The sequence below is a fragment of the Flavobacterium sp. N502536 genome (genome assembly GCF_025947345.1).
GTDB lineage: Bacteria > Bacteroidota > Bacteroidia > Flavobacteriales > Flavobacteriaceae > Flavobacterium.
The window spans coordinates 699,323-725,095 of the sequence record NZ_CP110011.1 but is presented as its reverse complement, the minus strand read 5'-3'; the positions used below and the strand labels follow the sequence as shown (position 1 = coordinate 725,095).

The 25,773-nt window shown below is 37.7% G+C and carries 21 protein-coding genes and 2 rRNA genes; 10 read left to right on the top strand and 13 right to left on the bottom strand.

Going from position 1 to position 25,773, the window contains the following annotated elements; all coding sequences use genetic code 11:
- The first annotated feature begins 100 nt into the window (after positions 1–100).
- The 3 genes from OLM61_RS03210 (at position 101) to pafA (ending at position 5,448) form a co-directional block, all read left to right on the top strand.
- Positions 101–2,984: ribosomal RNA gene (locus OLM61_RS03210) — 23S ribosomal RNA — on the top strand.
- Positions 2,985–3,142: 158 nt separating this feature from the next.
- A 5S ribosomal RNA gene (gene rrf, locus OLM61_RS03205) occupies positions 3,143–3,252 on the top strand.
- Positions 3,253–3,831: 579 nt separating this feature from the next.
- On the top strand, positions 3,832–5,448 hold the full coding sequence (pafA, locus tag OLM61_RS03200) for an alkaline phosphatase PafA (RefSeq protein WP_264525074.1): 1,617 nt from the start codon (positions 3,832–3,834) through the stop codon (positions 5,446–5,448).
- A gap of 135 nt (positions 5,449–5,583) precedes the next feature.
- Here pafA and ald read toward each other — a convergent pair whose 3' ends face one another.
- Positions 5,584–6,702: an alanine dehydrogenase gene (gene ald, locus OLM61_RS03195; RefSeq protein WP_264525073.1), complete on the bottom strand. Its 1,119-nt coding sequence runs from the start codon at positions 6,700–6,702 to the stop codon at positions 5,584–5,586.
- 200 nt (positions 6,703–6,902) lie between these two features.
- Here ald and OLM61_RS03190 point away from each other — a divergent pair, with 200 nt between their 5' ends.
- The gene (locus OLM61_RS03190; protein WP_264525072.1) at positions 6,903–7,361 is read left to right on the top strand and encodes an Lrp/AsnC family transcriptional regulator; all 459 of its coding nucleotides are present in this window, start codon (positions 6,903–6,905) and stop codon (positions 7,359–7,361) included.
- A 120-nt stretch (positions 7,362–7,481) separates the two neighbouring features.
- On the opposite strand, the gene OLM61_RS03185 is transcribed toward OLM61_RS03190, so the two are convergent.
- On the bottom strand, positions 7,482–8,930 hold the full coding sequence (locus OLM61_RS03185) for a glyceraldehyde-3-phosphate dehydrogenase (RefSeq protein ID WP_264525071.1): 1,449 nt from the start codon (positions 8,928–8,930) through the stop codon (positions 7,482–7,484).
- A gap of 318 nt (positions 8,931–9,248) precedes the next feature.
- A complete protein-coding gene (locus OLM61_RS03180) occupies positions 9,249–10,649 on the bottom strand; it encodes a trypsin-like peptidase domain-containing protein (RefSeq protein WP_264525070.1) in 1,401 nt (466 codons plus the stop codon).
- Positions 10,650–10,789: 140 nt separating this feature from the next.
- Here OLM61_RS03180 and dapF point away from each other — a divergent pair, with 140 nt between their 5' ends.
- From dapF to OLM61_RS03155, 5 genes are all read left to right on the top strand, one after another.
- Positions 10,790–11,572, top strand: coding sequence for a diaminopimelate epimerase (dapF, locus tag OLM61_RS03175; protein WP_264525069.1), 783 nt, complete (start codon positions 10,790–10,792; stop codon positions 11,570–11,572).
- A 41-nt stretch (positions 11,573–11,613) separates the two neighbouring features.
- Complete coding sequence (locus tag OLM61_RS03170) at positions 11,614–12,147, top strand: GNAT family N-acetyltransferase (RefSeq protein ID WP_264525068.1); 534 nt, start codon at positions 11,614–11,616, stop codon at positions 12,145–12,147.
- Positions 12,148–12,157: 10 nt separating this feature from the next.
- Positions 12,158–13,198 carry an endolytic transglycosylase MltG gene (gene mltG, locus OLM61_RS03165; RefSeq protein ID WP_264525067.1) on the top strand — a complete coding sequence of 347 codons (1,041 nt, stop codon included), beginning with the start codon at positions 12,158–12,160 and terminating at the stop codon, positions 13,196–13,198.
- Positions 13,199–13,200: 2 nt separating this feature from the next.
- The gene (locus tag OLM61_RS03160; protein WP_264525066.1) at positions 13,201–14,121 is read left to right on the top strand and encodes a YfiM family protein; all 921 of its coding nucleotides are present in this window, start codon (positions 13,201–13,203) and stop codon (positions 14,119–14,121) included.
- A 99-nt stretch (positions 14,122–14,220) separates the two neighbouring features.
- Positions 14,221–14,868 carry a peptidoglycan-binding protein LysM gene (locus OLM61_RS03155; protein WP_264525065.1) on the top strand — a complete coding sequence of 216 codons (648 nt, stop codon included), beginning with the start codon at positions 14,221–14,223 and terminating at the stop codon, positions 14,866–14,868.
- A 54-nt stretch (positions 14,869–14,922) separates the two neighbouring features.
- Here the strand turns inward: OLM61_RS03155 and scpA are convergent, their stop codons facing one another.
- The 10 genes from scpA to dnaA form a co-directional block, all read right to left on the bottom strand.
- Complete coding sequence (gene scpA, locus OLM61_RS03150) at positions 14,923–17,064, bottom strand: methylmalonyl-CoA mutase (RefSeq protein ID WP_264525064.1); 2,142 nt, start codon at positions 17,062–17,064, stop codon at positions 14,923–14,925.
- A 42-nt stretch (positions 17,065–17,106) separates the two neighbouring features.
- Positions 17,107–18,471, bottom strand: a complete 1,365-nt coding sequence (locus tag OLM61_RS03145) for a methylmalonyl-CoA mutase subunit beta (RefSeq protein WP_264525063.1) — start codon at positions 18,469–18,471, stop codon at positions 17,107–17,109.
- A gap of 16 nt (positions 18,472–18,487) precedes the next feature.
- Positions 18,488–18,814: an FtsB family cell division protein gene (locus OLM61_RS03140; RefSeq protein ID WP_264525062.1), complete on the bottom strand. Its 327-nt coding sequence runs from the start codon at positions 18,812–18,814 to the stop codon at positions 18,488–18,490.
- Positions 18,815–18,958: 144 nt separating this feature from the next.
- Complete coding sequence (udk, locus tag OLM61_RS03135) at positions 18,959–19,567, bottom strand: uridine kinase (RefSeq protein WP_173966195.1); 609 nt, start codon at positions 19,565–19,567, stop codon at positions 18,959–18,961.
- Positions 19,568–19,896: 329 nt separating this feature from the next.
- On the bottom strand, positions 19,897–20,778 hold the full coding sequence (locus OLM61_RS03130; protein WP_264525061.1) for an SDR family oxidoreductase: 882 nt from the start codon (positions 20,776–20,778) through the stop codon (positions 19,897–19,899).
- A gap of 77 nt (positions 20,779–20,855) precedes the next feature.
- A complete protein-coding gene (locus OLM61_RS03125) occupies positions 20,856–21,983 on the bottom strand; it encodes a methionine aminotransferase (protein ID WP_264525060.1) in 1,128 nt (375 codons plus the stop codon).
- Positions 21,976–22,485, bottom strand: a complete 510-nt coding sequence (locus OLM61_RS03120) for an energy transducer TonB (protein ID WP_264525059.1) — start codon at positions 22,483–22,485, stop codon at positions 21,976–21,978. Before OLM61_RS03120 ends, OLM61_RS03125 begins: the two co-directional genes overlap by 8 nt.
- Positions 22,486–22,507: 22 nt before the next feature.
- Complete coding sequence (locus OLM61_RS03115; protein WP_264525058.1) at positions 22,508–23,221, bottom strand: SAM-dependent methyltransferase; 714 nt, start codon at positions 23,219–23,221, stop codon at positions 22,508–22,510.
- Positions 23,222–23,255: 34 nt separating this feature from the next.
- Positions 23,256–23,723 (bottom strand): low molecular weight protein-tyrosine-phosphatase, encoded by a 468-nt coding sequence (locus OLM61_RS03110; RefSeq protein WP_264525057.1) that lies wholly within the window; start codon positions 23,721–23,723, stop codon positions 23,256–23,258.
- Between the two features lie 9 nt (positions 23,724–23,732).
- Positions 23,733–25,160 (bottom strand): chromosomal replication initiator protein DnaA, encoded by a 1,428-nt coding sequence (gene dnaA, locus OLM61_RS03105; RefSeq protein ID WP_065451227.1) that lies wholly within the window; start codon positions 25,158–25,160, stop codon positions 23,733–23,735.
- A 187-nt stretch (positions 25,161–25,347) separates the two neighbouring features.
- Between dnaA and OLM61_RS03100 the strand changes: the two genes are divergently transcribed.
- The gene (locus OLM61_RS03100) at positions 25,348–25,752 is read left to right on the top strand and encodes an acyl-CoA thioesterase (RefSeq protein ID WP_070907522.1); all 405 of its coding nucleotides are present in this window, start codon (positions 25,348–25,350) and stop codon (positions 25,750–25,752) included.
- The last annotated feature ends 21 nt before the right edge of the window (positions 25,753–25,773 follow it).

The following is a 25,773-nucleotide window of genomic DNA, read 5'->3' as shown; positions in this document are numbered from 1 at the left end:
ACATATTGAGATAAGAAAATAATAAAAAGTAGAAAGCGTTTTTTGTTATTTAATAACAAAAGACAAAAAAAAACGGTCATAATTAAATTTATGATTGGTACAATAAGCAAAATAAGGGCGTATGGGGGATGCCTAGGCTCTCAGAGGCGATGAAAGGCGTGATAAGCTGCGAAAAGCTACGGGGACGGGCACACACCGATTGATCCGTAGATACCTGAATGGGGCAACCCACTATGTTGAAGACATAGTACACCGATAGGTGGGCAAACCCGCTGAACTGAAACATCTAAGTAGGCGGAGGAGAAGAAAACAAAAGTGATTCCGTAAGTAGTGGCGAGCGAACGCGGATTAGCCCAAACCAATGATGTTACGGCATTGTTGGGGTTGTAGGACCACGACATTTTATGTACAAGGAACCGGAAGTTACTGGAAAGTGACGCCATAGAGGGTGATAGCCCCGTATGGGTAACGAGTATAATAGATAGTGGTATCCTGAGTAGGGCGGGGCACGTGAAACCCTGTCTGAATTTGGCGGGACCATCCGCTAAGGCTAAATACTCCTGAGAGACCGATAGTGAACCAGTACCGTGAGGGAAAGGTGAAAAGAACCGTGAATAACGGAGTGAAATAGATCCTGAAACCATACGCTTACAAGCGGTCGGAGCCCTTTCGTGGGGTGACGGCGTGCCTTTTGCATAATGAGCCTACGAGTTAACGTTGCTGGCAAGGTTAAGTGATTAAGTCACGGATCCGTAGCGAAAGCGAGTCTGAATAGGGCGCTTTAGTCAGTAGTGTTAGACGCGAAACCGTGTGATCTACCCATGGGCAGGTTGAAGCTGTGGTAACACACAGTGGAGGACCGAACCGGTTGACGTTGAAAAGTCTTCGGATGACCTGTGGGTAGGGGTGAAAGGCCAATCAAACTCGGAAATAGCTCGTACTCCCCGAAATGCATTTAGGTGCAGCGCTGAGCGTAAAGTTATATAGAGGTAGAGCTACTGATTGGATGCGGGGGCTTCACCGCCTACCAATTCCTGACAAACTCCGAATGCTATATAATGTTTCTCAGCAGTGAGGGCTTGGGTGCTAAGGTCCAAGTCCGAGAGGGAAAGAACCCAGACCATCAGCTAAGGTCCCCAAATATACGCTAAGTTGAAAGAACGAGGTTTGTCTGCCCAGACAGCTAGGATGTTGGCTTGGAAGCAGCCATTCATTTAAAGAGTGCGTAACAGCTCACTAGTCGAGCGGACGAGCATGGATAATAATCGGGCATAAGCGTATTACCGAAGCTATGGATTTACAAGCAATTGTAAGTGGTAGGGGAGCATTCTAACAGGGTTGAAGGTGTATCGTCAGGTATGCTGGACTGGTTAGAAAAGAAAATGTAGGCATAAGTAACGATAATGCGGGCGAGAAACCCGCACACCGAAAAACTAAGGTTTCCACAGCTATGCTAATCAGCTGTGGGTTAGTCTGGTCCTAAGGCGAACCCGAAAGGGACAGTCGATGGCTAACGGGTTAATATTCCCGTACTACTAATTACTGTGATGGGGTGACGGAGTGATGAAAGCGCCGCGAACTGACGGAATAGTTCGTTGAAGTACCTACCTATAAGATGCGCAGGCAAATCCACGCGTCTTGGGGAAATACGATAGTACTCGGAGTCTTCGGACAAAGAGATAGTGCGCCTAAGGGCTTCCAAGAAAAACCTCTAAACTTCAGGTAATTAGTACCAGTACCGTAAACCGACACAGGTAGTTGAGGAGAGAATCCTAAGGTGCTCGAGAGATTCATGGCTAAGGAATTAGGCAAAATAGACCTGTAACTTCGGGAGAAAGGTCGCCCCGAGCAATCGGGGCCGCAGTGAAGAGGTCCAGGCGACTGTTTATCAAAAACACAGGGCTCTGCAAAATCGTAAGATGAAGTATAGGGCCTGACACCTGCCCGGTGCTGGAAGGTTAAGAGGAGATGTTATCTTCGGAGAAGCATTGAATTGAAGCCCCAGTAAACGGCGGCCGTAACTATAACGGTCCTAAGGTAGCGAAATTCCTTGTCGGGTAAGTTCCGACCTGCACGAATGGTGTAACGATCTGGACACTGTCTCAGCCATGAGCTCGGTGAAATTGTAGTAACGGTGAAGATGCCGTTTACCCGCAGTGGGACGAAAAGACCCTGTGCACCTTTACTATAGCTTAGTATTGACCTTGGATAAATGATGTGTAGGATAGGTTGGAGACTGTGAAGTGGCGTCGCCAGGCGTTGTGGAGTCATTGTTGAAATACAACCCTTTGTTTATCTGAGGCCTAACCCCGTATTGCGGGGGACATTGCTTGGTGGGTAGTTTGACTGGGGTGGTCGCCTCCAAAAGAGTAACGGAGGCTTCTAAAGGTTCCCTCAGTACGCTTGGTAACCGTGCGTAGAGTGCAATGGCATAAGGGAGCTTGACTGAGAGACATACAGGTCGATCAGGTACGAAAGTAGAGCATAGTGATCCGGTGGTTCCGCATGGAAGGGCCATCGCTCAAAGGATAAAAGGTACGCCGGGGATAACAGGCTGATCTCCCCCAAGAGCTCATATCGACGGGGGGGTTTGGCACCTCGATGTCGGCTCGTCACATCCTGGGGCTGGAGAAGGTCCCAAGGGTTGGGCTGTTCGCCCATTAAAGTGGCACGCGAGCTGGGTTCAGAACGTCGTGAGACAGTTCGGTCTCTATCTACTGTGGGCGTTAGAAATTTGAGTGGATCTGATTCTAGTACGAGAGGACCGAATTGGACAAACCTCTAGTGTATCTGTTGTCCCGCCAGGGGCACCGCAGAGTAGCTACGTTTGGAAGGGATAAGCGCTGAAAGCATATAAGCGCGAAACCCACCACAAGATGAGATTTCTTTTAAGGATCGTGGAAGATGACCACGTTGATAGGCTATAGATGTAAAGGCAGTAATGTCATAGTCGAGTAGTACTAATAATCCGTAAGCTTATGTACACCCTTTTCCTCCGGGGCAACCCGGAGGAAGAAACTTTCTAAAATAGTAAATAAAAGTACTTTTCTTTATCTCAGTATGTTAAAATATTATTTTAATTATCAATTGTGAATTATCAATTATTAATTAAAAAAAATTGCCCAAAGCAATTATAACTTCTTAAGGTGGTTATTGCGGCGGGGCTCACCTCTTCCCATCCCGAACAGAGTAGTTAAGCCCGCCTGCGCAGATGGTACTGCAGTTATGTGGGAGAGTATGTCGTCGCCTTTCTTTTTTTAAACCCTGTTTCTAATCGAAACAGGGTTTTTTGTTTTATAGCGGTTTTTAAATCTTCTGAAATTCTTAGAAATTGCAAAAAAAAGTATCAAACCAATCTTTGTGGTTAAAAAACAGACCGCGGATGGTACTGATTCGCTATGCGAAAACGCGGATTGGAACGGATCTTTTTTGTGTTTGTTCTTTATTTTGGGTTATATCCTTGGCTGATCTACTGTTTTAAAATAGATCGCGGATTGTGCTGATTCGCTGCGCGAAAAAGAGGATGGGAGCGGATTTTTTTCTGTTTGTTTTTTATTTTAGGTTGTATCCTTTGGGTAATCTTCTTTTTTGCTGTAAACTGCGTTAGGGATGGCAGCGGTATCCTTTTGCGATGCCTTTAATCTTCTAATAATCTCCGAAAACCTTTATCGCAAAAGATTTAGCGAACAGCCCGACCCGGAGGGGAACGCCATAGTTATCTTATTAGTTTTGATTCTGTTAAATTATAGTCGATTTTAGTTTTTTAAGTTGGTATGGTAGTTTTTTTTAAAAGTGAATCAGTATTTTTGTTTGAAACATTATAATTTAAGTATGAAAAAAACTATTGTATTGTTGACACTATTTGTAATCTCAAATTTAAGTGCTCAACAGCGCCCTAAGTTGGTGGTAGGTATTGTGGTAGACCAGATGAAAATGGAATATTTGTATCGGTTCTCAGATGATTTTTCGTCTAATGGATTTAAACGATTGATGAATAATGGATATACTTTTCAAAATATGCATTACAATTATATGCCTACCTATACGGCACCCGGGCATGCTTCTATATATACCGGAACTACTCCTGCAACTCATGGAATTGTCGGGAATGAATGGTTTAGCAGAACGCTTGGTAAGGAAACGTATTGTACGGATGATGCGGGTGTGAAAACAGTAGGGGATGGTACGGTAGAAGAAGGGGCTATGTCGCCTAAAAATCTGCAAAGTACTACTATTACCGATGAAGTGAGAATGGCAACTAATTTTGAAGGAAAGGTGATTGGTATGAGTCTTAAAGACCGTGGAGCGATCTTACCGGCTGGACATTTTGCAAACTGGGCTTTTTGGTACAGTAAGACAGGTTCGTTTATTTCGAGTACTTTCTACGGTGAAAAGTTACCGCAATGGGTTTCAGATTTCAATAATGAAAAACATTATATGCCATATATCAATAAGGGATGGGATTTGTATAAGCCAGCTTCGGTTTATAACGAGAGTTTACCGGATAATAATCCTTATGAAGGAAAGTTATACGGAAGTGCCGCTCCGGTTTTTCCTTATGACTTAAAGAATATGTATGAAAAGAATGATGCCGGAATCTTAAGAGCTACACCTTATGGGAATGATTTATTAGCTGAGTTTGCTATGAAAGCAATTGAGAAAGAAGAATTAGGAAAAGATAGTATTACAGATTTCTTAACGGTTAGTTTTTCTTCTACAGATTACGTAGGGCATTTACTTGGGCCAAGATCTATGGAGCTTCAGGATACCTATTTGAGACTGGATCAGACGATAGCTGACTTTTTGAATTATTTGGATAAGACTGTTGGGAAAGACAATTACTTATTATTTTTAACGGCAGATCATGCAGGTGCTGAAAATGTAATTTACTTAAAAGACAGAAAATATAATGTAAATAATTACCCTGCAAAGGAAGTAAAAAAGAGTTTACAAGATTTCTCTATAAAAACATTTGGTGTAGATTTAATTCTAAATTATTCCAACTTTAATGTGTTTTTGAATAAACCAGTTCTTAAGAAAAAAGGACTTGAATTGGCGAAAGTAAAACAGATTTTCAAAGAGTTTCTAATTTCGCAACCTCAGGTGAAGCGAGTGTATACAGAGGAAGAAATTTTGGCCAATTCCGGTAAGGATTATTACCTTGATTTTGTGGCAAAAGGCTATGATGTTACTCAAAATGGAGACTTAATTATTTTGGATAAACCTGGAGATATCGAATATTCTACTACAGGAACATCACACGGAACGCCTTATAGTTATGATACTCACGTACCGGCTATTTTTTATGGATGGCACATTAAAAAAGGAGAATCCTATGATAAAAAAGCGATTACAGAAATTGCTCCGACAATAGCGCAAAAAATTAAAGTAAGTTTTCCAAATGGAACCGAAGCAAAAGTATTGCAGGAAGTTTTGGATGAAAAATAGTTCATACTTATAAAATAATAAAAAAACCTGTCTTGTTTTTCATGACAGGTTTTTTTTGTGGGTATAAAAAAAGGCTTCTCAATTAAGAAAAGCCTTTTGATAGTGTTTTAGTAAGCACTTATTTTAATGTTAAGACTATGCGTTTGTTAACACTAATTCTTCGTTGAAAGGTAGATTCCAAGCTTCTGCAACTCCTTTGTAAAGGATTTTTCCATTAGCGATGTTTAATCCTTTTTTCAATTCTTCGTTTTCGTTACAAGCTTTTTCCCATCCTTTGTTTGCTAATTGTACAGCGTATGGTAAAGTTGCATTTGTTAAAGCTAAAGTAGAAGTGTAAGGAACAGCTCCCGGCATATTAGCTACACAATAGTGAACAATATCATCAATAATGAAAGTTGGGTTTTCGTGAGTTGTAGGAGTACAAGTCTCGATACATCCACCCTGATCTACTGCTACGTCAACAACAACAGTTCCTGGACGCATTAATTTTAACATATCACGAGTGATCAAGTGAGGTGCTTTTGCTCCTGGAATTAGAACTGCACCAACAATTAAATCAGCAGTAGCGATTGCTTTTGTGATGTTGTAGTGGTTAGACATTTCTGTATTCACGTTAGCTGGCATGATATCATCTAAATAACGTAAACGTGGTAAGCTTAAGTCCATGATAGTTACCTGAGCACCTAAACCAGCAGCCATTTTAGCAGCCTGAGTTCCTACGATTCCACCACCTAAAACCAATACTTTTGCTGGTGGTACACCTGGAACACCTCCTAAAAGAATTCCTCTTCCTTTTAATGGTTTTTCAAGGTATTTTGCACCTTGTTGAATAGCCATACGTCCCGCTACTTCAGACATTGGTACTAATAATGGTAAACTACGATCTGCTTTTTCAACTGTTTCGTAAGCCAAACATACAGCACCTTTTTCAAGCATAGCATGAGTTAATGGTTCTGATGAAGCAAAGTGGAAATAAGTAAATAATAATTGATCTTTCTTGATTAATGGGTACTCAGAAGCAATTGGCTCTTTTACTTTAATAATCATTTCAGCAATTGCATATACTTCTTCAATAGTTCCTAAAACTACCGCACCTGCATTTGCATACTCTTCATCAGCGAAACCACTTCCTAAACCGGCAGTAGCTTGTACATAAACAGTATGTCCGTGTTTTTTCATTTCAGAAACTCCTGCTGGAGTTAATGCTACACGGTTCTCATTATTCTTGATTTCTTTTGGAACACCTATTATCATTTTGTTATCTTTTTTATTTTTTGTTGAAATTGTTTTACAAAACTACAGATAGAGAATATATTATTGATTAATGAGTAATAAATAAGAAAATATTATTTTATTTTTTACTTTTACAGAAAAATATACTGTTTAAGGAAATTAAATTGCCTCTAAAAAGAAAAAATGACTAAATTTTATTAATCAATGAAAACGATTTCGTTATGGCTTTAGATGATATTGACAAGAAAATCTTACGACTTTTACAGGAAAATGCGCATTATACTTTAAAAGATATCGCAAACAAAATAAACCTGTCTTTGACACCTGTTCATGATCGGGTGAAACGTCTTGAAAAAGAAGGAGTTATAGAGAAGTATGTTTCGATTTTAAACAAGAAAAAACTAGGTAACAATCTGACGGTGTATTGCCAGGTCACACTAACCAAACAGACTTATGATACGTCGGAAGGATTCAATCAGTCGATTTTAAATTTACCGGAAGTGGTTGAGTGTAACTATGTTTCGGGAAATTTTGATTATATGTTAAAAGTGATCATTCCTGATATGGAAAGCTATCATCATTTTCATCAAAAAAAATTATCTGTCCTTCCCGAGGTTTCTCTTATCAATACTGTTTTTGTTATTTCTGAAGTAAAGAGCACTACCGTTTTACCAATATAATTTAAGGAAGTGGTGTAAGTCTATTTTAAGCGAGTAGAATTGAACTGGCTTACAATTAAAAAAGCAAAAGCCATCAGGAAAACTTGATGGCTTTTGCAGTATGGATGGTTTTGGTATATCCTAGTAGTAAGTAAAACGTCTTACTTTGGCAATGTATTTTGCCAAACGAATTACCTGATGGCTATAACCGTATTCGTTATCGTACCAAATGTATAATACAATGTTTTTCCCGTCTTTAGAAACAATTGTAGCGTTACTGTCATAAATTGAAGGAGCTGAAGTTCCTACAATATCAGAAGAAACCAATTCGTTATTCAATGAATATTTGATTTGTTCTACCAATTCGCCTTCTAAAGCGTATTTTTTCATGATCTTATTGATCGCCGGGATCGTAGTTGCTTTTTTAACTTCTAAATTAAGAACTACCAAAGAACCGTTTGGAACAGGAACTCTAATTGCATTTGAAGTTAATTTTCCTTCCAATGATGGTAATGCTTTTGCAACAGCACTTCCGGCACCAGTTTCGGTAATTACCATGTTTAAAGCTGCAGCTCTTCCACGACGATATTTTTTATGCATATTGTCGACCAAATTCTGATCGTTTGTATAAGCATGAATAGTCTCTAAATGCCCTTTTACTACACCTAATGTATCTTCGACAGCTTTTAAAACTGGCGTAATTGCATTTGTTGTGCAGGATGCAGCCGAGAAAATATCAATTTCGTCAGGATTGTATTCGTTATGGTTTACACCATGTACAATATTTGGAACTCCTTTTCCAGGAGCAGTCAATAAAACTTTACTGGCTCCTTTAGAAGTTAAATGTCTTCTTAAAGCTTCTTCTGTAGTAAAAGCTCCTGTATTATCAATTACCAATGAATCATTGATTCCGTATAGTGTGTAATCAATTTCTTCTGGTGAATTTGCAGTAATGATATGTACGGTGGTTCCGTTGATAATCAATGCATTGTTTTTTGGATCGGCAGTAACTGATCCCTGAAAATCTCCGTGAATTGAATCGTATCGCAATAGAGAAGCTCTTTTCTCTAATGTTGAAGCATCATTTTTATCTCTGGTAACAATCGCTCTCAATCGCAATTGATTTCCTTTTCCGGTTTTAGACATTAATTCTCTGGCTAATAAACGGCCAATTCTTCCAAAACCATACAAAACAACATCTTTTGGCTGAATTTCTTCTGAAGATTTTGCTTCTTTCAATTTCTCGATTACAAAATATCGCGCATCAGGATATTTTTCATCTTCCAAACGATATTCATAAGTTAGTTTTCCAAGATCTAATTTAGCAGGCGGAAGATCTAAAGACAAAACAACTCTGGCGATTTCAACTGAATCAAAAATGGTGATAGGCTTCCCTACAAATTCACCGGCATATTGATGCAAATTGATAATATCGCTGACATTTTTATCCAGTAATTGGTTTTTGAATAGAACCATTTCGATGGATTTGTCATACCATAAATCGCTTATGATTTTAATTAATTCGACACCAGCTCTTCTTCGGTCGACTTGTAATGATACCTCTTTTTGGTACAAAGATTTTTTGCTCATAATTGATTAAATTGAAAAAATAAATACACGACTATTTTTAAATTTTGCGCAAAAGTACCCATTTCAATCGATTTCGTAAACTATTTTATGATTTATTTTTGAATTGGCTGTAAAAAATAATTTTTATCTAGGAGTAAAAAAGAGAGCTCCGATTAACAAAAATGCAGCTTCGTATTTGGATGAAAATAAAAAAAGTCACCTTATTTCTAAGATGACTTTTTTTTTGAGTTTGCAGTCTCAGTGTACAGTTTTCAGTGAAAAAAAACTGTAAACTATGACTGCAAACTGCGACTGAGAACTGTGACTGAAAACCGAGACTTAAATAATAATTCTAAGTATTTCACCCGATTTACTTATCATTTCAAGACGTACGCTTTGTCCTTCATTTTTTCTGTTTAATAACTTAGAAACCGTTTCGATATTGGTTGCTTTTACATTATCAATACTCAGAATGATATTACCTTGCAACTCATTTTGATACTGCATTAAATTTTCATTCGTTATACTTCTGATTTTTACACCATAGTCAATTTTGAATCTCTTTTTATCCGCAGCATCAATATTTTCTAATTCAATTCCTTTAAACTCAGTACTGAAAAATTCATTTTTACTTAAAGTTACCGGAACTGTTTTTGTTTTTCCATCTTTAATATAGGTCACTTTAACGACATCATTTGGACGTTTTGTATTGATGTAACCTGACAGGTCTGCATAAGTTGCAATATTTTGGTCGTCAAGTTTCACGATGATATCTCCTTTACCAAGTCCGGCTTTTTCGGCACCGGAGTTTTTGGATACTTTGCTAATGTAGAAACCTTGTGTCTCTGTAATGCCTAACTCTTTAGAAGCGGTACTGTTCAATTCTCCACCTTCAACACCCAGGATACCTCTTTGTACGTTTCCGAATTCCATAATGTCTTCGATTATTTTTCGGGCAATATTAGACGGAACGGCAAACGAATATCCAACATAAGAACCGGTCATGGAAGAAATCATGGTATTAATCCCAATCAATTCGCCTCTGGTATTGACTAAGGCACCACCACTATTTCCGGGGTTTACTGCAGCATCGGTCTGAATGAAAGACTGGATTCCGTTGGTGTCCAGATTTCTGGCTTTTGCTGAAACAATTCCGGCCGTAACCGTGGAAGTTAAGTTATACGGATTTCCTACAGCCAAGACCCATTCTCCAATTTTTACAGAATCAGAATTAGCAAAAGCAGTATAAGGTAATTTTTCGTCGGCATTAATTTTCAGTAAAGCGATATCCATTTTAGAATCGGTACCTATTAGTTTAGCCTTGTATGACTTTTTATTGTTCAGCGTGATTTCAATTTCCGTAGCATCTTTAATTACGTGATTGTTGGTTACAATGTATCCGTCTTCTGAAATAATAACTCCGGATCCGGTTCCAACCTGCTCTTGCTGCTGTTGACCTCCATAACCGTAGAAAAATTCCATCATCGGATTGCTGACTGTTCTTCGCGAAACATTTTTTACGTGCACAACAGTGTGAATGGTTTTATCTGCGGCCGCTGTAAAATCAACCGTTTCAGCAGATAAAGCTACGTTTCTTCCAAATGAATTGGGGGCAAGAGTAACAACAGAATTTCCTCTTCCAAAAAAAGAATTGTTGCTTTCAAATAACAATTTGTAAGCACCAAGGGTAGTCGCACCACTAAGCAGTGAAACTAAAAACAAGGTTGAAAATCTTTTCATATTGCAGTTTATATTATTGGTTATTTTAACGTAAAAATACTTCAAAAAATTATTTGGAAAAACGGTTTAACGCTCTTTAACATTGATTAACATTTCATTAATTATTTGTTCGTACTTTTGTGGTTATTAACGAGAAAAAAATGCAAATAGAATTTTATAAATATCAGGGTACAGGGAACGATTTTGTGATGATTGACAACCGATCAGAGTTCTTTCCAAAAGACAATATTAAATTGATTGAACGCCTGTGCGACAGACGTTTCGGAATAGGTGCAGACGGACTTATTTTGCTAGAAAATGATACAGACACTGACTTTAGAATGGTCTATTATAATTCAGATGGAAATCAGAGTTCGATGTGCGGAAATGGTGGTCGTTGTCTGGTTGCTTTTGCCAATCAATTGGGGGTAATTGACGATAAAACTACTTTTATTGCAACCGACGGTTTGCATCATGCTTCGGTAGGAGAGGATGCTATTATTTCGTTACAAATGATTGATGTTGATGAAGTGCAAAAGAAAGAGGCTTATACTTTTTTGAATACAGGTTCACCACATCACGTACAGCTTGTGGATGATTTGGAGCATTACAATGTCAAAGAAAACGGTGCGGCAATTCGTTATGGCGAGTTGTATGGCGAAAAAGGAAGCAATATTAATTTTGTGAAAAAAGTAGACAACAGTACTTTTTCATTACGTACGTATGAAAGAGGTGTTGAAGATGAAACTTTAGCTTGCGGAACAGGAGCAACCGCAGTAGCAATCGCGATGAATGCTATTGGGTTAACCGATGAAACTTCCATTAATTTGAATGTTGAAGGCGGTAAACTGGTAGTTTCTTTTGACAAATCAGGAGATCATTTTACCAATGTTTTCTTGACAGGACCTGCCAAATTTGTTTTCAAAGGAACTATTGAAATTTAAGCACAAAAATCAGCAATCTAAAATCTACAATCAAAAATCAAATGATAACACTCAAAGGCGACTCGATTTATCTGCGTGCATTAGAACCCAATGATTTGGAATTTGTGTATGCTATGGAAAATGATGAAAGCATTTGGGAAGTGAGTAACACACAAACCCCTTACAGCAGGTTTTTGATACGCCAGTATCTTGAAAATGCACAACAGGATATTTACGAGGCCAAGCAACTGCGTTTGGCGATTTGCCAGGATCAGGACTTTCCGGCGATTGGATTAATTGATTTGTTTGAATTTGATCCGAAAAATAACAGAGCAGGTATTGGAATTGTCATTCAAAAAGATGAAAATAGAAATCAAAAAGTTGGATCTGAGGCATTAGGGCTTTTAATTAACTATGCATTTCACAATTTAAATTTGCACCAATTATATGCAAATATTGCTGTGGGAAATGTACCAAGTGTAGCTCTTTTTACTAAATTTGGCTTTGAGAAAATAGGAATTAAGAAAGATTGGATTTTGCTCCACAACCAGTATCAGGACGAAGCAATGTTTCAGTTAATTAATAAACACATTTAAATTTAAAACTTTGAGCATAAAAAAAATCATCACGTTAGCTGCTGTTGCCGTAATTTCAGTTTTAATGGTTTACGGATTTATTTTAATTAGTAAAATCTTCAGTGCCAATACCAAATTCGAAGAGAAAGAATTGTACGTGTATGTTCCTACAGGAGCTAATTATACCGATGTAAAGAAAATATTAGAGCCCTATATCAAGAATTTTGAAGATTTTGAGATGGTGGCCAACAAAAGAAGCTATCCTGAAAATGTAAAGTCAGGTCGTTTTTTGCTTAAAAAAGACATGAATAATATGGATTTGGTTCGCGCCATGCGTTCTAATGTTCCGGTAAAATTAGCTTTTAACAATCAGGAGCGTCTGGAAAATTTTGCAGGAAGAGTAGGTTCTGAAATCGAAGCCGACAGTTTGTCTTTGATGAAAGCCTTTAAAGATCCGGAATTTTTGAAAGCAAACGGTTTCAACGAAGACAATGTCTTTGCCATGTTTATCCCGAATACTTATGAAATTTACTGGAATACTTCTGCAGAGAAATTCCGTGATAAAATGATCAAGGAATATCATAATTTCTGGACTGCCGAGAGAATTGAAAAGGCAAAAAAACAGGGATTAACTCCGGTTCAGGTTACTATTTTAGCTTCGATCGTTCATAAAGAATCCGTAAAAAAAGATGAAAGACCTCGTATTGCCGGTGTTTATTTGAATCGTTTGCGTTTAGAAATGCCACTTCAGGCAGATCCGACCGTAATTTATGCTTTAAAACTTAGAGATAACAATTTTGACCAAGTGATCAAAAGAGTATTCTACAACGACTTGCTTATGCGATCTCCATACAATACGTATGTGAATATTGGACTTCCTCCGGGACCGATCGCGATGCCAGATATTACAGCTCTCGAAGCGGTTTTAAATCCGGAAAAAAACGATTATATTTATTTTTGCGCTAGTGTTGAACGTTTCGGATACCACGAATTTGCTGCTACTTTGGCCGAACATAATGTAAATGCAAAAAAATATTCAGACTGGATTGCCAGTCAGGGCGTAACAAGATAGTTTTGAGTTTTAAAAATATATTTTTCTTATCGGTTTTGATGTTGCCGGGTGTTTTTTCTGTGAATGCCCAAAGCAGGTTCGAAAGTTTTTTAACTCCTTCGGACACCTTAAATAAGAAACGACAAAATACAGTTATCGTTACTGAAGCTGCTCTGGCTTCAGTAACATTGCTGGGTTTAAACCAGCTTTGGTATGCCGATTATCCGCGTTCTAATTTTCATTTTATAAATGATAATAACGAATGGCTTCAGATGGATAAAGTAGGGCATATGTATTCAGCATATCATTTGGGAAGGTTTGGCGCTGAAATGATGAACTGGAGTGGTGTCGATCAAAAAAAGCAACTGATTTACGGAGCAGGTTTAGGTTTTGCTTTCTTAACGGCTGTTGAAGTTCTGGATGGTTTTTCGGCCGAATGGGGCGCTTCTTCAGGTGATATTATCGCCAATGCAACGGGTACTGCCTTGTATGTTTCTCAGGAATTACTTTGGAAAGAACAACGCATTGTTCCAAAATTTTCTTTTCACACTACACATTACGCAAATTTAAGACCTCAGACATTGGGAAGTTCTTTAAATGAACAGCTCTTAAAAGATTACAACGGACAGACCTATTGGCTTTCTGTAAATCTTCATTCTTTCGCAAAAGAAAGCAAAATTCCAAAGTGGTTAAATCTGGCTTTTGGTTATGGAGCGGAGGGAATGTTGACAGGAAATTTACAAAAAGATAATCTGGATTTCGCTCAAAACACTGAAAGATTTCGTCAGATTTATCTTAGTTTTGACGTAGATTTGACAAAAATTGAAACAAAATCGCATTTTTTGAAAACTATTTTTTCCGTTTTTAACACTATAAAAATTCCGGCTCCAACTCTCGAATACTCCGCCAATAAAGGGCTTAAAGCACATGCCTTCTATTTTTAGAAAACCTTAACTTGTTGATTATCAGTATTGTTTGTTTTTTATTACCTTTGCACCGTAGAAATTTCAAAAAGGTGACAGCGTTTTGAAGAAAAACAATTTATGATAAAGAAGTGGTATTTTTATGCGAGTTTGATCGTTATTATTACATTTTTGACTTTGGGTTTTAAACCCTTTAATCTGGAAACCAAACCGTGGTTTCTAATAGAAAAAACAGATGGATCTGAATACCTGTTTCCATCGCAGGAAGAGGATGATTATCCTACCTTACACAAATTAAACACCCCATTTACCGGAAAGCGCCTTATTGGTTTTAAAGAAGCCGTCGCTTTTAAAGAATCTCAAGGAAAATACCGTTTGGTAAATTCACTTGGTTATATGGGAAAATATCAATTTGGGACTCAGGCACTGAGAGCCATTGGTGTTCGAAACAACAAAGCCTTTTTAAAGGATCCTGCCTTACAGGAAAAAGCTTTTATTGCGTTATTGTCCAAAAACAAATGGATTTTGCGTAATGAAATCGAAAAGTATGAAGGGAAAGTGATCAGTGGTATTGAAATTACCGAGTCTGGTATTTTAGCCGCTGCACATCTTGGAGGTGCCGGTTCGGTTAAAAACTTTTTTAAGAATAACGGAGGCAGACATTTTAGAGATGCTTATGGGACTTCATTAAAAAGTTACCTGAAAGCCTTTGCAGGTTATGATCTTTCTTATATTGAAGCGGATAGTAACGCTACGATACACCCTTAAAAGACATCAAACAGAAAAATAAAAAAATCCCGAGTTTATCGGGATTTTTTTATTTTAGTCTATTAAAATTTCTAAGATTTTAATAGCAGCTTCACTAATTTTTGTCCCGGGACCAAATACTGCTACTGCTCCGGCATCAAAGAGAAATTGATAATCCTGTGCCGGAATTACTCCGCCTACTATGACCATAATATCTTCTCGTCCGTGTTTTTTAAGTTCTTCAATTACCTGAGGTACCAGCGTTTTATGCCCGGCAGCGAGTGATGAAACGCCTAATATGTGTACGTCATTTTCAACAGCCTGTTTGGCAGCTTCAGCTGGTGTTTGGAAAAGCGGACCTATGTCTACGTCGAAACCTACATCGGCATAACCGGTAGCCACTACTTTTGCGCCTCGGTCATGTCCGTCCTGACCCATTTTTGCAATCATAATTCTCGGACGTCTTCCTTCCTGTTTGGCAAAGGCATCCGCTAATTGTTTTGCCTTTTCAAAATTCTCGTCGTTTTTTATTGCTGCACTATACACACCGCTAAAGGATTTAATTTGTGCTTTGAATCTGCCGAATACACTTTCAAGGGCATCGCTAATTTCTCCTAAAGTCGCTCTGTTTCGGGCGGCTTCAATTGCAATTGCTAGTAAGTTTCCTTCTCCGGTTTTTGCACAATGAATTAATTTTTCGAGTGATTGATTTACTTTTTCAGTATCTCTTGTTGCTTTAATTGTTGTAAGCTGATCGATTTGCTGTTTACGTACCATCTGGTTGTCAACATCCAGAATATGCAAAGGATCTTCTTTTTCTAAGCGATATTGATTGACACCTACAATTATATCTTGTCCGCTGTCTATTCTTGCTTGTTTTCTGGCCGCTGCTTCTTCGATTCTTAATTTCGGAATTCCGGCTTCAATGGCCTTTGTCATTCCGCCTAGTTCCTCGACTTCTTCAATCAGTTTCCAGGTACTTTTTAGTATTTCATCGGTTAAGCTTTCCACATAATAACTTCCTCCCCAGGGATCAACCGTTTTGGTAATTTTAGTTTCTTCTTGTAGAAAGATTTGCGTGTTTCGGGCAATTCTTGCCGAGAAATCAGTAGGTAAAGCAATAGCTTCATCTAGTGCATTGGTATGCAGTGACTGTGTTCCGCCAAAGGCTGCTGCCGTGGCTTCGATACAAGTTCTGGCTACATTGTTAAAAGGATCCTGTTCTGTTAAACTCCAGCCACTGGTCTGACAGTGTGTTCGAAGCGCTAGAGATTTGTCGCTTTTAGGATTAAATTGCTGGACTAGTTTTGCCCAGATCATTCGACCTGCTCTCATTTTGGCAATTTCCATAAAATGATTCATTCCAATCGCCCAAAAGAAAGACAATCTTGGCGCAAAATCATCAATAGTCATTCCGGTTGAAAGCCCAGTTCTGATATATTCAAGGCCATCGGCTAAGGTGTAAGCCAATTCAATATCGGCAGTGGCACCGGCTTCCTGCATGTGGTATCCTGAAATGGAAATAGAATTGAATTTGGGCATTTTTTTGCTCGTAAATTCAAAAATATCAGCAATGATTTTCATGGAAGGAGTTGGAGGGTAAATGTACGTATTACGCACCATAAACTCTTTCAGAATATCGTTTTGTATGGTTCCGGATAATTTTTCGATAGCTACACCCTGTTCTTCGGCTGCCACAATATAAAAAGCCATAATAGGTAAAACGGCTCCGTTCATCGTCATCGAAACCGACATTTCGTCAAGTGGAATCTGATCGAACAATACTTTCATGTCTTCAACAGAATCGATCGCTACTCCGGCTTTTCCAACATCCCCAACCACTCGTTCATGATCGGAATCATAACCGCGATGGGTTGGTAAATCAAAAGCAATGGAAAGTCCTTTTTGTCCGGCAGCTAAATTTCTTCTGTAAAAAGCATTGCTTTCTTCTGCGGTTGAAAATCCTGCATATTGACGAATCGTCCACGGACGTCTCACGTACATTGTAGCATAAGGTCCGCGTAAATTTGGTGCAAATCCGGCTCCGAAATTCAGGAACTCTAAATCTTCAATATCTTTGTCAGCGTACTTTTTTTTGAGCTCAATCCCTTCAGCTGTTGTAAAGTTCTGAAGTGCGGATTCTGAGTCAGGCTTCTGCACGTCTAACTTTGCACTGTCGACATCTAACGTAATATGTGTAAGGTCTTTTCTAATCATGGAGACTCTTCGTTGTATGGTTTAATTAACTACTTTAAAAGATTATTCAAGTTCTAGACGTTCCTGCTCGAGTTTTTCGGCCAGTCTTTTTTCTATTATTGGAGTAATTAATGTTTTTCTTGGTTTTACTTTTACGAAAGGAAACAATTCTAAATCGTGTTTCATTTTGTCTTCTTTGTTGGGATGTTTGTTGGTACCTAACAAAATTTCTTTTTTGGAGTCGAACAATTCCTGTTCTTTTGCGGCACTTTCCTGGATTTTCTTTTTGATCGATCCGTCGTTTAAAAGTTTTAGGAAACCTCCGTTTGCTTCGATGTCTTTAAACAAGGCTAAGCTTTTTTCGGCCAGCTGCAGGGTCAGGCTTTCAATGTAATAACTGCCATCTGCCGGATTATCGACTTTGTCAAAGTAACTTTCGTGTTTTAAAACCAGCAATTGATTGCGGGCGATTCGGTCACCAAATTCATTGTCTTTATGATACAAGGAATCGTAAGGTAAGTTGGCGATAGCATCTGCACCGCCCAAAATAGCCGACATGCATTCAGTTGTGGTGCGCAGCATGTTAACGTTATAATCGTAAATCGTTTTATTTCGTTTGGTTGGTGTCACCAATAAATGACATTCTAAGTCGGAATTGTATTCCGCGGCAATTAAGTTGAAAAGCTTTCGCAATGCACGAAGCTTGGCAATTTCAAAGAAATAATTGGTGCCTACCGAAACTTCAAAAACAATGGGTTGGGTCACAGTGGGAAATCGGTTCAGGTATTCGTTGGCATGTGCTAAACTGTACGCGATTTGCTGTGTGATATTGGCACCGGCATTTTGATATAAACCTAAATCTACACTTAAAACGGAGATATTGGTTACGGCTTTTGTTATTTTTTCGAGAGTATCAAAATTGCTTTTATCGGCTGTTGTAAACCAGTTTCCTTCTCGCGCCAAATGGCCAATAGGGTCAAGGTTGCAATAGAAAATCGCTTTCTTTTCAATTGAAATGCGGTCTAACAGTTGTACGAAATCGATTGAAATGAAATTCAAATTAAAGTAAACAACTCTGTTTTCTAAAGGAAGTGCTTCCAGTAATTTCTGAACATCAGTAGTTTCGTTTTCGATGGTAAAGCGTAAGCTTTCGGCACCTCTTTCAAGTGTATTGATGGCTCTTTGAATTGATTTCTCGATATCGTAAACAAAAATGTTCTGGCAGATTTTAAAGTTTGAAACCTGCGTTTGTACAGGTACAGCCTTTGTGAATTCATCACGGTCGTAAAATGGTTTTACCTGAATATCTTCGGGAGAATTCCAAATTACGGTCTGGTTGTAATCGGCTCCATCTAATTCAAACTGAATTTTTTGTTTCCATTGTTTGGATGAAATCGGGTTAAAATCGTCGAATAGGGTAGTGGCCATTGGGTATTTTTTCGGGTTATTCTTTATCTTGAATGGTGTCTCCTTCAAATTGGATGATGTAAATATCTTCGCTGTCTTTTTTCATAAAGTACTTCTCGCGGGCATATTTCTCTATTTGTTCAGGATTTTTAAGCTGTTTGATCTGTTCCTGATCCTTTTTTATTTCGTCCTGATAGTATTTTTTATTGTCTTGTAATTCGTGGATTTGATTGTCCAGAAAACGATGATCAAAATAAGAATAATTATCTAAGAATAACATCCATACCACAAAAAACAATAACACCCAAACATATTTGTTGCTCAGGAGTTTGAACCATTTTTTGTCTTTATATGGATTTTTCATTTTAGTTTTTATTTAACCGCTTGTGTTGTGTAATTTCGACTGGTGTTTTGATTCTGGCAGAAGTGATAATCCTTTTGTGCCTTGGTCAGGCACAAAAGGTTAAATGGATCTTCTAATTTTGATGCAATAAATTTACAATAAAAATTATAAAATTCGTTGATTAATTACAGCCCGGACAACATCAATGGCAACGGTATTGTATTTGTCGTTTGGAATGATAATGTCTGCGAAAGCTTTAGAAGGTTCTATAAACTGTTCGTGCATTGGTTTTAAAGTGTTTTGATAACGAGTTAAAACTTCGTCAATATCACGTCCGCGTTCAGAAATGTCTCTTTTTAAACGACGGATTAATCTTTCGTCTGAATCGGCGTGAACAAAGATTTTAATGTCAAAAAGATCACGTAATTCCGGATTTGTTAAAATTAAAATTCCTTCCACAATCATAACTTTTCTCGGGTGAGTCGAAACCGTATCGTCGGTTCTGTTGTGTTGTATGAAAGAATATACAGGCTGATCGATAGTTTCTCCAGCTTTTAATGCTTTAAGGTGTTTTACCAGTAATTCAAAATCTATCGCACGCGGGTGGTCAAAGTTGATTAATGCTCTTTCGTCAAACGACAAATTCGTTGTCTCTTTATAATACGAATCCTGAGAAATTACGCCCACTTCAGTGTCCGGTAATTCATTCATGATTTGGTGTACTACTGTTGTTTTTCCACTTCCTGTTCCTCCTGCAAGTCCAATAATGAGCATAAAATTTGTGTTATATATTTGTACGGCAAAAATAATAATTTAAGTGGATTGATAATGGAATCCGAACTTTAAAATTGAATTTATAAGAAGAAGTTTAACGGAGATTCCGGATTAATTAAGAAAATTGCGAATGGTGTAAATAATACAACAATTTTGACTCTCTGGTCAGCGGAGCAATACAAGGAAATGCGTACTGAACTACTTGTATTGCCGGTTTGCTGACAGGAGTAAGTAGTTGTGCAAAAAAAATCCCGATAGCAATGCCATCGGGATTTCGTGCAATCAGTATAGTTTTAATAAAGTATTCTGAATTTAGTAAGCACTTGTAATTATTTATTCTTTTTTGCTTTGATCATCATTTCAAGTTGGTCCCAAAGTTCTTCCGGAATTGCTTCCAAGAGATTAAATTGCCCGGCACCTTTTAGCCATTCACCACCATCAATTGTAATAACGTCTCCGTTTACATAAGCTGAAAAATCGGATACTAAATAAGCAGCCAGATTAGCCAGTTCCTGATGATCACCCACACGTTTCAAAGGCACTTTTTTGGCCATATCGAATTTTTCGGCCAAATCTCCCGGTAATAATCGATCCCAGGCACCTTTTGTAGGGAATGGACCCGGAGCAATTGCGTTCGAGCGGATTCCGTATTTTGCCCATTCAACAGCCAGACTACGGGTCATGGCTAGAACTCCTGCTTTTGCAGTTGCACTTGGCACCACGTATGCTGAACCTGTCCAGGCATAAGTGGTTACAATATTTAAAATCGTAGCAGAGGTTTGTTTGGTATCAATCCAGTGTTTACCAAAAGCAAGTGTACAGTTTTTAGATCCTTTTAATACAATATCGATAACAGTATCAAAAGCATTGGCAGATAAACGTTCTGTTGGAGAGATAAAGTTTCCGGCAGCATTGTTTAAAAGAACATCCACTTTTCCAAAAGTTTTTAAAACTTCCTGAAGCATGTTCTCTACTTCTTCATAATGACGAACGTCACATTGAAGCGGTAAACATTTTCCTCCGGTTTCGGTTTCAAGTTCGGCAGCAGTATTTTTAAGCTTCTCTAAATCTCTTGAAGTAATGGCTACCTGAGCCCCTAATTCCAGGAAGTATTTGGTCATAGCTTTTCCTAAACCGCTTCCTCCACCTGTAACAACAATGACTTTGCCTTTTAAAGCGTCATCTCTTAACATTTTATCTGTATAGCTCATATGATTTTCTTTTTATTACAATATTAATTAAATAAATAGGATGCACGCATAATAATGTTATAAATTTTTGATAAACTTTAAATATCACATAGTTTTTTTGCAGCTGCTTCAAGAGTAGCATTGTCTTTGGCGAAGCAAAAACGTATTAGTTTTTGATCTTTGTGATCGGAATAGAAAGAAGAAATTGGAATTGCGGCAACGCCATGTTCGGTGATTAATTTTTTACAGAAAGTAACATCGTCTTCATTTGAAATGCCGGCATAAGAAGCCACCTGAAAATAAGTTCCTTCACAGGGTTTCAATTCAAATCGGCTGTTTTGAAGCAGTTTCTGGAAATAATCTCTTTTTTCCTGATAGAATTTCCCAAGCAGGCTGACATCCACAACATCTAGATACTGACTGATAGCAGCTTGTGAAATACTATTCACGCTAAAAACCAAAAATTGATGTACTTTTTTGATTTCTTTCATTAAATGTTCCGGAGCAACGGTATAACCAATTTTCCAGCCCGTAATGTGAAATGATTTTCCGAAAGAAGAAACCATGATGCAGCGGTTTAGAAGAAATTCTTTGGTATGTGCCGAAATGTGTTTTTCTTCAAAAGTGATGTACTCGTAAACTTCATCAGATAATACCAGTACATTCGGGTGTTGCTCTAATAATTTTTCAAGTTGAAGAAAATCATCTTCAGTCAAAATTTTTCCTGTGGGATTGTGCGGATTATTGATGATAATCATCTTCGTTTTTGAAGAACAGGCTTTTGCTATCGTTTCCCAGTTAGGCGTATAATCGTCATTTAGCGCGACACGAATTGGTTTTGCATTACACAATAAAACCGGAGATTCATACGAATCATAACTCGGATCTAAGATAATGATTTCATCTCCTGTTTTTACCAAAGCCAGTATGGTAGTGAAAATTCCCTGAGTGGCTCCGGCTGTAACCAGTATCTCGGTTTCGGGTCTGATGATTCGGTTATAGGAGATGTGAACCAATTTTGCGATTTGCTCCATCAATGGCGGATAACCGGCCATTGGAGTATATTGGTGCACGTTTTCTTTTGTCAGTTTAGCCAGTATGTCTGTTAATCTTTCGTCTACTGGAAAATTCGGAAATCCCTGTGATAGGTTAATCGCATTGTGTTCCGTTGCCATTTTAGACATGACAGTGAAAATACTGGTGGTAATGTTTGGGAGTTTACTCATCTTGATATACGTCTATTGGTATTGTTAAGTAATAACGAACTCTTACGGAATCATTATTATGTATTCCGGGAAACCATCTAGGGCATTTTTTCATAAGACGAACGGCTTCTTTTCCTGTTCCGTAACCTGCGTCTTTGGTGAATTTTGGATCACTCAGAGTGCCATCTTTTTCAACTATGAAATTAACATCGACTGTTCCTTTTACCTGAAGCTCGTCTTCGGGATAGTGATAATTAAATCTGATAAATTTATGAAGTTTTTTTAGTCCTCCTTCAAAATCAGGTTTTACGTCTATTGAATCAATATTGTAGACTGTGGTGTCTTCTTTTATTTGAATTTCACTATCGTCTGTATGGGTATCTATTTCTGAAACAGCATTTTCATCGTCATTGGCTGTAGTAACATTTTGTTCTGCGGTTGTATTTTTTGATACTTTTTTAGTGTCAGAAGAGGAAATACAATGTGTTAAACAAAGGAATAGCAGAACGGATAGTTTTTTCATAAATAAGATTTAGAAGTCAATTTTACATTTTATGGATGATAAAAATGGTTGGCCTGTTGTGTAAATCTACTTTTAATTTTTTCCAGTCCGAAACACGCATCGTTTTGATGAATTCTGTGGGTAATGTAATGTCTGTTGCGATACACAGATGCGTAGAGGGATTCAGTATTTGTAAAATGTCTTCGACTAATTTGTTGTTTCTATAAGGTGTTTCAATAAAAAGCTGAGACTGATTTTTATCCTGAGACAGTTTTTCAAAATATCTTAATGCCGATTTTTTTTCGTCTTTATCAATTGGTAAATAGCCATTGAAAGTAAAACTTTGGCCGTTCATACCAGAAGCCATCATAGCCAATAAAATAGAAGACGGACCAACTAAGGGTACTACCTGAATTCCTTTTTCATGTGCCAGTTTTACAATTACAGCACCTGGATCGGCAACTCCCGGACAACCAGCTTCGCTCATTAAACCTACATTTTTCCCTTCGAGTAAAGGTTTGATGAAGTCTAAATGTTCGCTTGGCTCTGTACGTTTATTAAGCGTAAAAAGAATTAGTTCGGATTGTTTTTTCTCCGGAGATACCGCTTTTATGGATTTGCGGGCCGTTTTTTCGTTTTCAACAATATAGTGGTCTATAAAATCGATACTTCTTTTCACAGTTTGAGGTAAAACATCCATCGGATCGCTTTCACCCATTGTTGTTGGAATTAAATAAAGTTTTCCGAGAAGTTTCATGTCTGTCTTTTTATGTTGTTAGGAAAAGAAGAACTTATAAGTGTTTTTCGATAAGTTTCTTCGAAATGATATCGGTTACTTCGTCTAACATTTGATATACATTATCAAATCCGTTGGTGACACCGAAGTAGGGGTCCGGGACATCTACATTTTCGCCCGGAAATAATTCGTCTAAAATGAGACAAACTTTATTTTTTTGTGCTTCGTTCTGAGCCAGTTTGATAACGTCGTCATAATTCGAAGAATCCATCACATAGATGTAATCAAAAGTAGTGAAGTCAGCAGTTTTGAATTGTCTTCCTTTTTGGTTTCCAATGTCGAGGCCGTTTTTTTTGGCAACTGCTATAGATCGTTTGTCAGGGGAGTGGCCTACATGCCAGGATCCGGTTCCGGCTGAGTCAACGATGAAATTATTTTCGGGCAATTTTGAAGCTAAAATACCTTCAGCTAAAGGGGATCTGCAAATGTTCCCCAAACAAACCATTAAGATTTTTACTGGCATGGTGCGCGTTTATAGCGTTAGTTTTTTGTTAATGTCTTCGACAAATTTTTTGAATTGTTTGTCTGTAGAAACTAAATTATCAACTGTTTTGCAAGCGTGTAATACGGTAGCGTGGTCACGATCTCCAATTTGTGAGCCAATGTTTGCCAAAGAAGCTTTTGTAAATTTCTTTGCAAAAAACATGGCCAATTGTCTCGCCTGTACCACGTGCCTCTTTCGGGTTTTCGATTGAAGCGTTTCGATATCAAGCTGAAAATAATCAGATACAATTTTTTGGATATAATCGATAGAGATTTCTCTCTTTACGTTTTTAACAAATTTCTCTACAACGCTTTTGGCCAATTCAATAGTAACTTCTTTTTTATTGAAAGAAGACTGAGCGATTAAGGAAATAATAGCTCCTTCTAATTCTCTAACGTTACTTTTGATGTTGCGCGCTACATATTCAATAATATCTTCCGGCATCTCAACACCATCGCGATATAGGATGTTTTTTAAGATCGAAATTCTGGTTTCGTAATCCGGCTGGTGCAATTCAGCAGACAGTCCCCATTTGAAACGGGATAACAAACGCTGCTCAATATCCTGCATGTCAACAGGAGCCTTGTCGGAAGTTAGAATTACCTGTTTTCCGTTTTGGTGCAAATAGTTGAAAATGTGGAAAAATACGTCCTGTGTTCCTGATTTTCCGGATAAAAACTGAACGTCGTCAATGATTAAAACATCGATTAATTGGTAAAAATGGATGAAATCATTACGATTGTTCTTTTTTACCGAATCAATATATTGTTGTGTGAAAATCTCGGCAGAAATGTATAAAACCGTTTTTTCAGGATATTTATCTTTTACTTCCACACCTATAGCGTGTGCAAGGTGTGTTTTTCCTAATCCAACTCCTCCGAAAATCAATAACGGATTAAAGGATGTTCCTCCGGGTTTGTTGGCAACAGCCATACCTGCAGAGCGGGCCAAACGGTTGGAATCTCCTTCAAGGAAATTGTCAAAACTATAATTAGGATTTAACTGTGATTCAATTTTTAAATTTCTGATCCCCGGAATTACAAACGGATTTTTAAGTTCAGGATTTAAGTTTTTAAACGGAGCATCAACCTCTTGCGGTTTCATTGGAACTCTGTTGGAACTTGGCAGCTGCTCGGTAAAAGGCTGTTTATTTCCATAAGTGTTCTCCATTTTAATTTTATAGAGTAACTTTGCGTTTTTTCCCAGTTCTTTGGTAAGCGCAACTTTCAATAATTTTACGTAATGCTCTTCGAGCCATTCATAGAAAAATTTACTTGGTACTTGAATGTATAACGCGTTGTCGGTTAGCTCAACTGATTTGATTGGTTCAAACCAAGTTTTGTATGCTTGATCTTGAATATTGTCCTTTATAAAAGACAAACAGTTTTCCCATACCGATTGAGCAGTTTTAGTCATAGATTCAAATAAATTTTCTTATTATTGATAAAGATTCTCCTAATAAAAAAGGAGCAATTTTATTCCGTATTTCGGGATAACAAATATGTGAACAAATTTCTGTAAAAAAAAATATTTTGAACTCTAATTTTATAAAAAAAAGTTGTAAGTAAACTTTTTAAACTTAATTTTTTTTAATCTGAAAATAATGAAAAATCATCAAACGCAAGTGCGTGTTCGTTACTCGGAAACCGATCAAATGGGCGTTGTTTATCACGGAAATTATGTACCCTATTTTGAGATCGGACGCGTGGAATGGCTTAGAAATAAAGGGATTTCATATAAAAGCATGGAAGAAAGTGGTATTGGACTGCCGATTGTTTCGATGCAAATAAATTATAAAAAATCAGCGCGTTATGATGAGCTTCTTACAATTCATACAGCTTTCAAAAGTCAGTCGTCTGTCAAGATTGAATTTGATTGCGCAATCTATAACGAAGCAGATGAGTTATTAACAACTGCTGTGTTTATTTTAGTATTTATTTCGTTAAAAACGGGTCGTCCTACAGCACCTCCAGATTACATTTTAGAATTATTTAAAACACTGGTATAATTGTTAAAATGTGATGCCTTT

What these genes read in the sequence shown, in the direction of transcription:
- pafA (WP_264525074.1), top strand. Translation starts at nt 3,832, where the DNA reads ATGAAAAAAACTATTGTATTGTTGACACTATTTGTAATCTCAAATTTA.
- ald (WP_264525073.1), bottom strand. Translation starts at nt 6,702, where the DNA reads ATGATAATAGGTGTTCCAAAAGAAATCAAGAATAATGAGAACCGTGTA.
- OLM61_RS03190 (WP_264525072.1), top strand. Translation starts at nt 6,903, where the DNA reads ATGGCTTTAGATGATATTGACAAGAAAATCTTACGACTTTTACAGGAA.
- OLM61_RS03185 (WP_264525071.1), bottom strand. Translation starts at nt 8,930, where the DNA reads ATGAGCAAAAAATCTTTGTACCAAAAAGAGGTATCATTACAAGTCGAC.
- OLM61_RS03180 (WP_264525070.1), bottom strand. Translation starts at nt 10,649, where the DNA reads ATGAAAAGATTTTCAACCTTGTTTTTAGTTTCACTGCTTAGTGGTGCG.
- dapF (WP_264525069.1), top strand. Translation starts at nt 10,790, where the DNA reads ATGCAAATAGAATTTTATAAATATCAGGGTACAGGGAACGATTTTGTG.
- OLM61_RS03170 (WP_264525068.1), top strand. Translation starts at nt 11,614, where the DNA reads ATGATAACACTCAAAGGCGACTCGATTTATCTGCGTGCATTAGAACCC.
- OLM61_RS03155 (WP_264525065.1), top strand. Translation starts at nt 14,221, where the DNA reads ATGATAAAGAAGTGGTATTTTTATGCGAGTTTGATCGTTATTATTACA.
- scpA (WP_264525064.1), bottom strand. Translation starts at nt 17,064, where the DNA reads ATGATTAGAAAAGACCTTACACATATTACGTTAGATGTCGACAGTGCA.
- OLM61_RS03145 (WP_264525063.1), bottom strand. Translation starts at nt 18,471, where the DNA reads ATGGCCACTACCCTATTCGACGATTTTAACCCGATTTCATCCAAACAA.
- OLM61_RS03140 (WP_264525062.1), bottom strand. Translation starts at nt 18,814, where the DNA reads ATGAAAAATCCATATAAAGACAAAAAATGGTTCAAACTCCTGAGCAAC.
- udk (WP_173966195.1), bottom strand. Translation starts at nt 19,567, where the DNA reads ATGCTCATTATTGGACTTGCAGGAGGAACAGGAAGTGGAAAAACAACA.
- OLM61_RS03130 (WP_264525061.1), bottom strand. Translation starts at nt 20,778, where the DNA reads ATGAGCTATACAGATAAAATGTTAAGAGATGACGCTTTAAAAGGCAAA.
- OLM61_RS03125 (WP_264525060.1), bottom strand. Translation starts at nt 21,983, where the DNA reads ATGAGTAAACTCCCAAACATTACCACCAGTATTTTCACTGTCATGTCT.
- OLM61_RS03120 (WP_264525059.1), bottom strand. Translation starts at nt 22,485, where the DNA reads ATGAAAAAACTATCCGTTCTGCTATTCCTTTGTTTAACACATTGTATT.
- OLM61_RS03115 (WP_264525058.1), bottom strand. Translation starts at nt 23,221, where the DNA reads ATGAAACTTCTCGGAAAACTTTATTTAATTCCAACAACAATGGGTGAA.
- OLM61_RS03110 (WP_264525057.1), bottom strand. Translation starts at nt 23,723, where the DNA reads ATGCCAGTAAAAATCTTAATGGTTTGTTTGGGGAACATTTGCAGATCC.
- dnaA (WP_065451227.1), bottom strand. Translation starts at nt 25,160, where the DNA reads ATGACTAAAACTGCTCAATCGGTATGGGAAAACTGTTTGTCTTTTATA.
- OLM61_RS03100 (WP_070907522.1), top strand. Translation starts at nt 25,348, where the DNA reads ATGAAAAATCATCAAACGCAAGTGCGTGTTCGTTACTCGGAAACCGAT.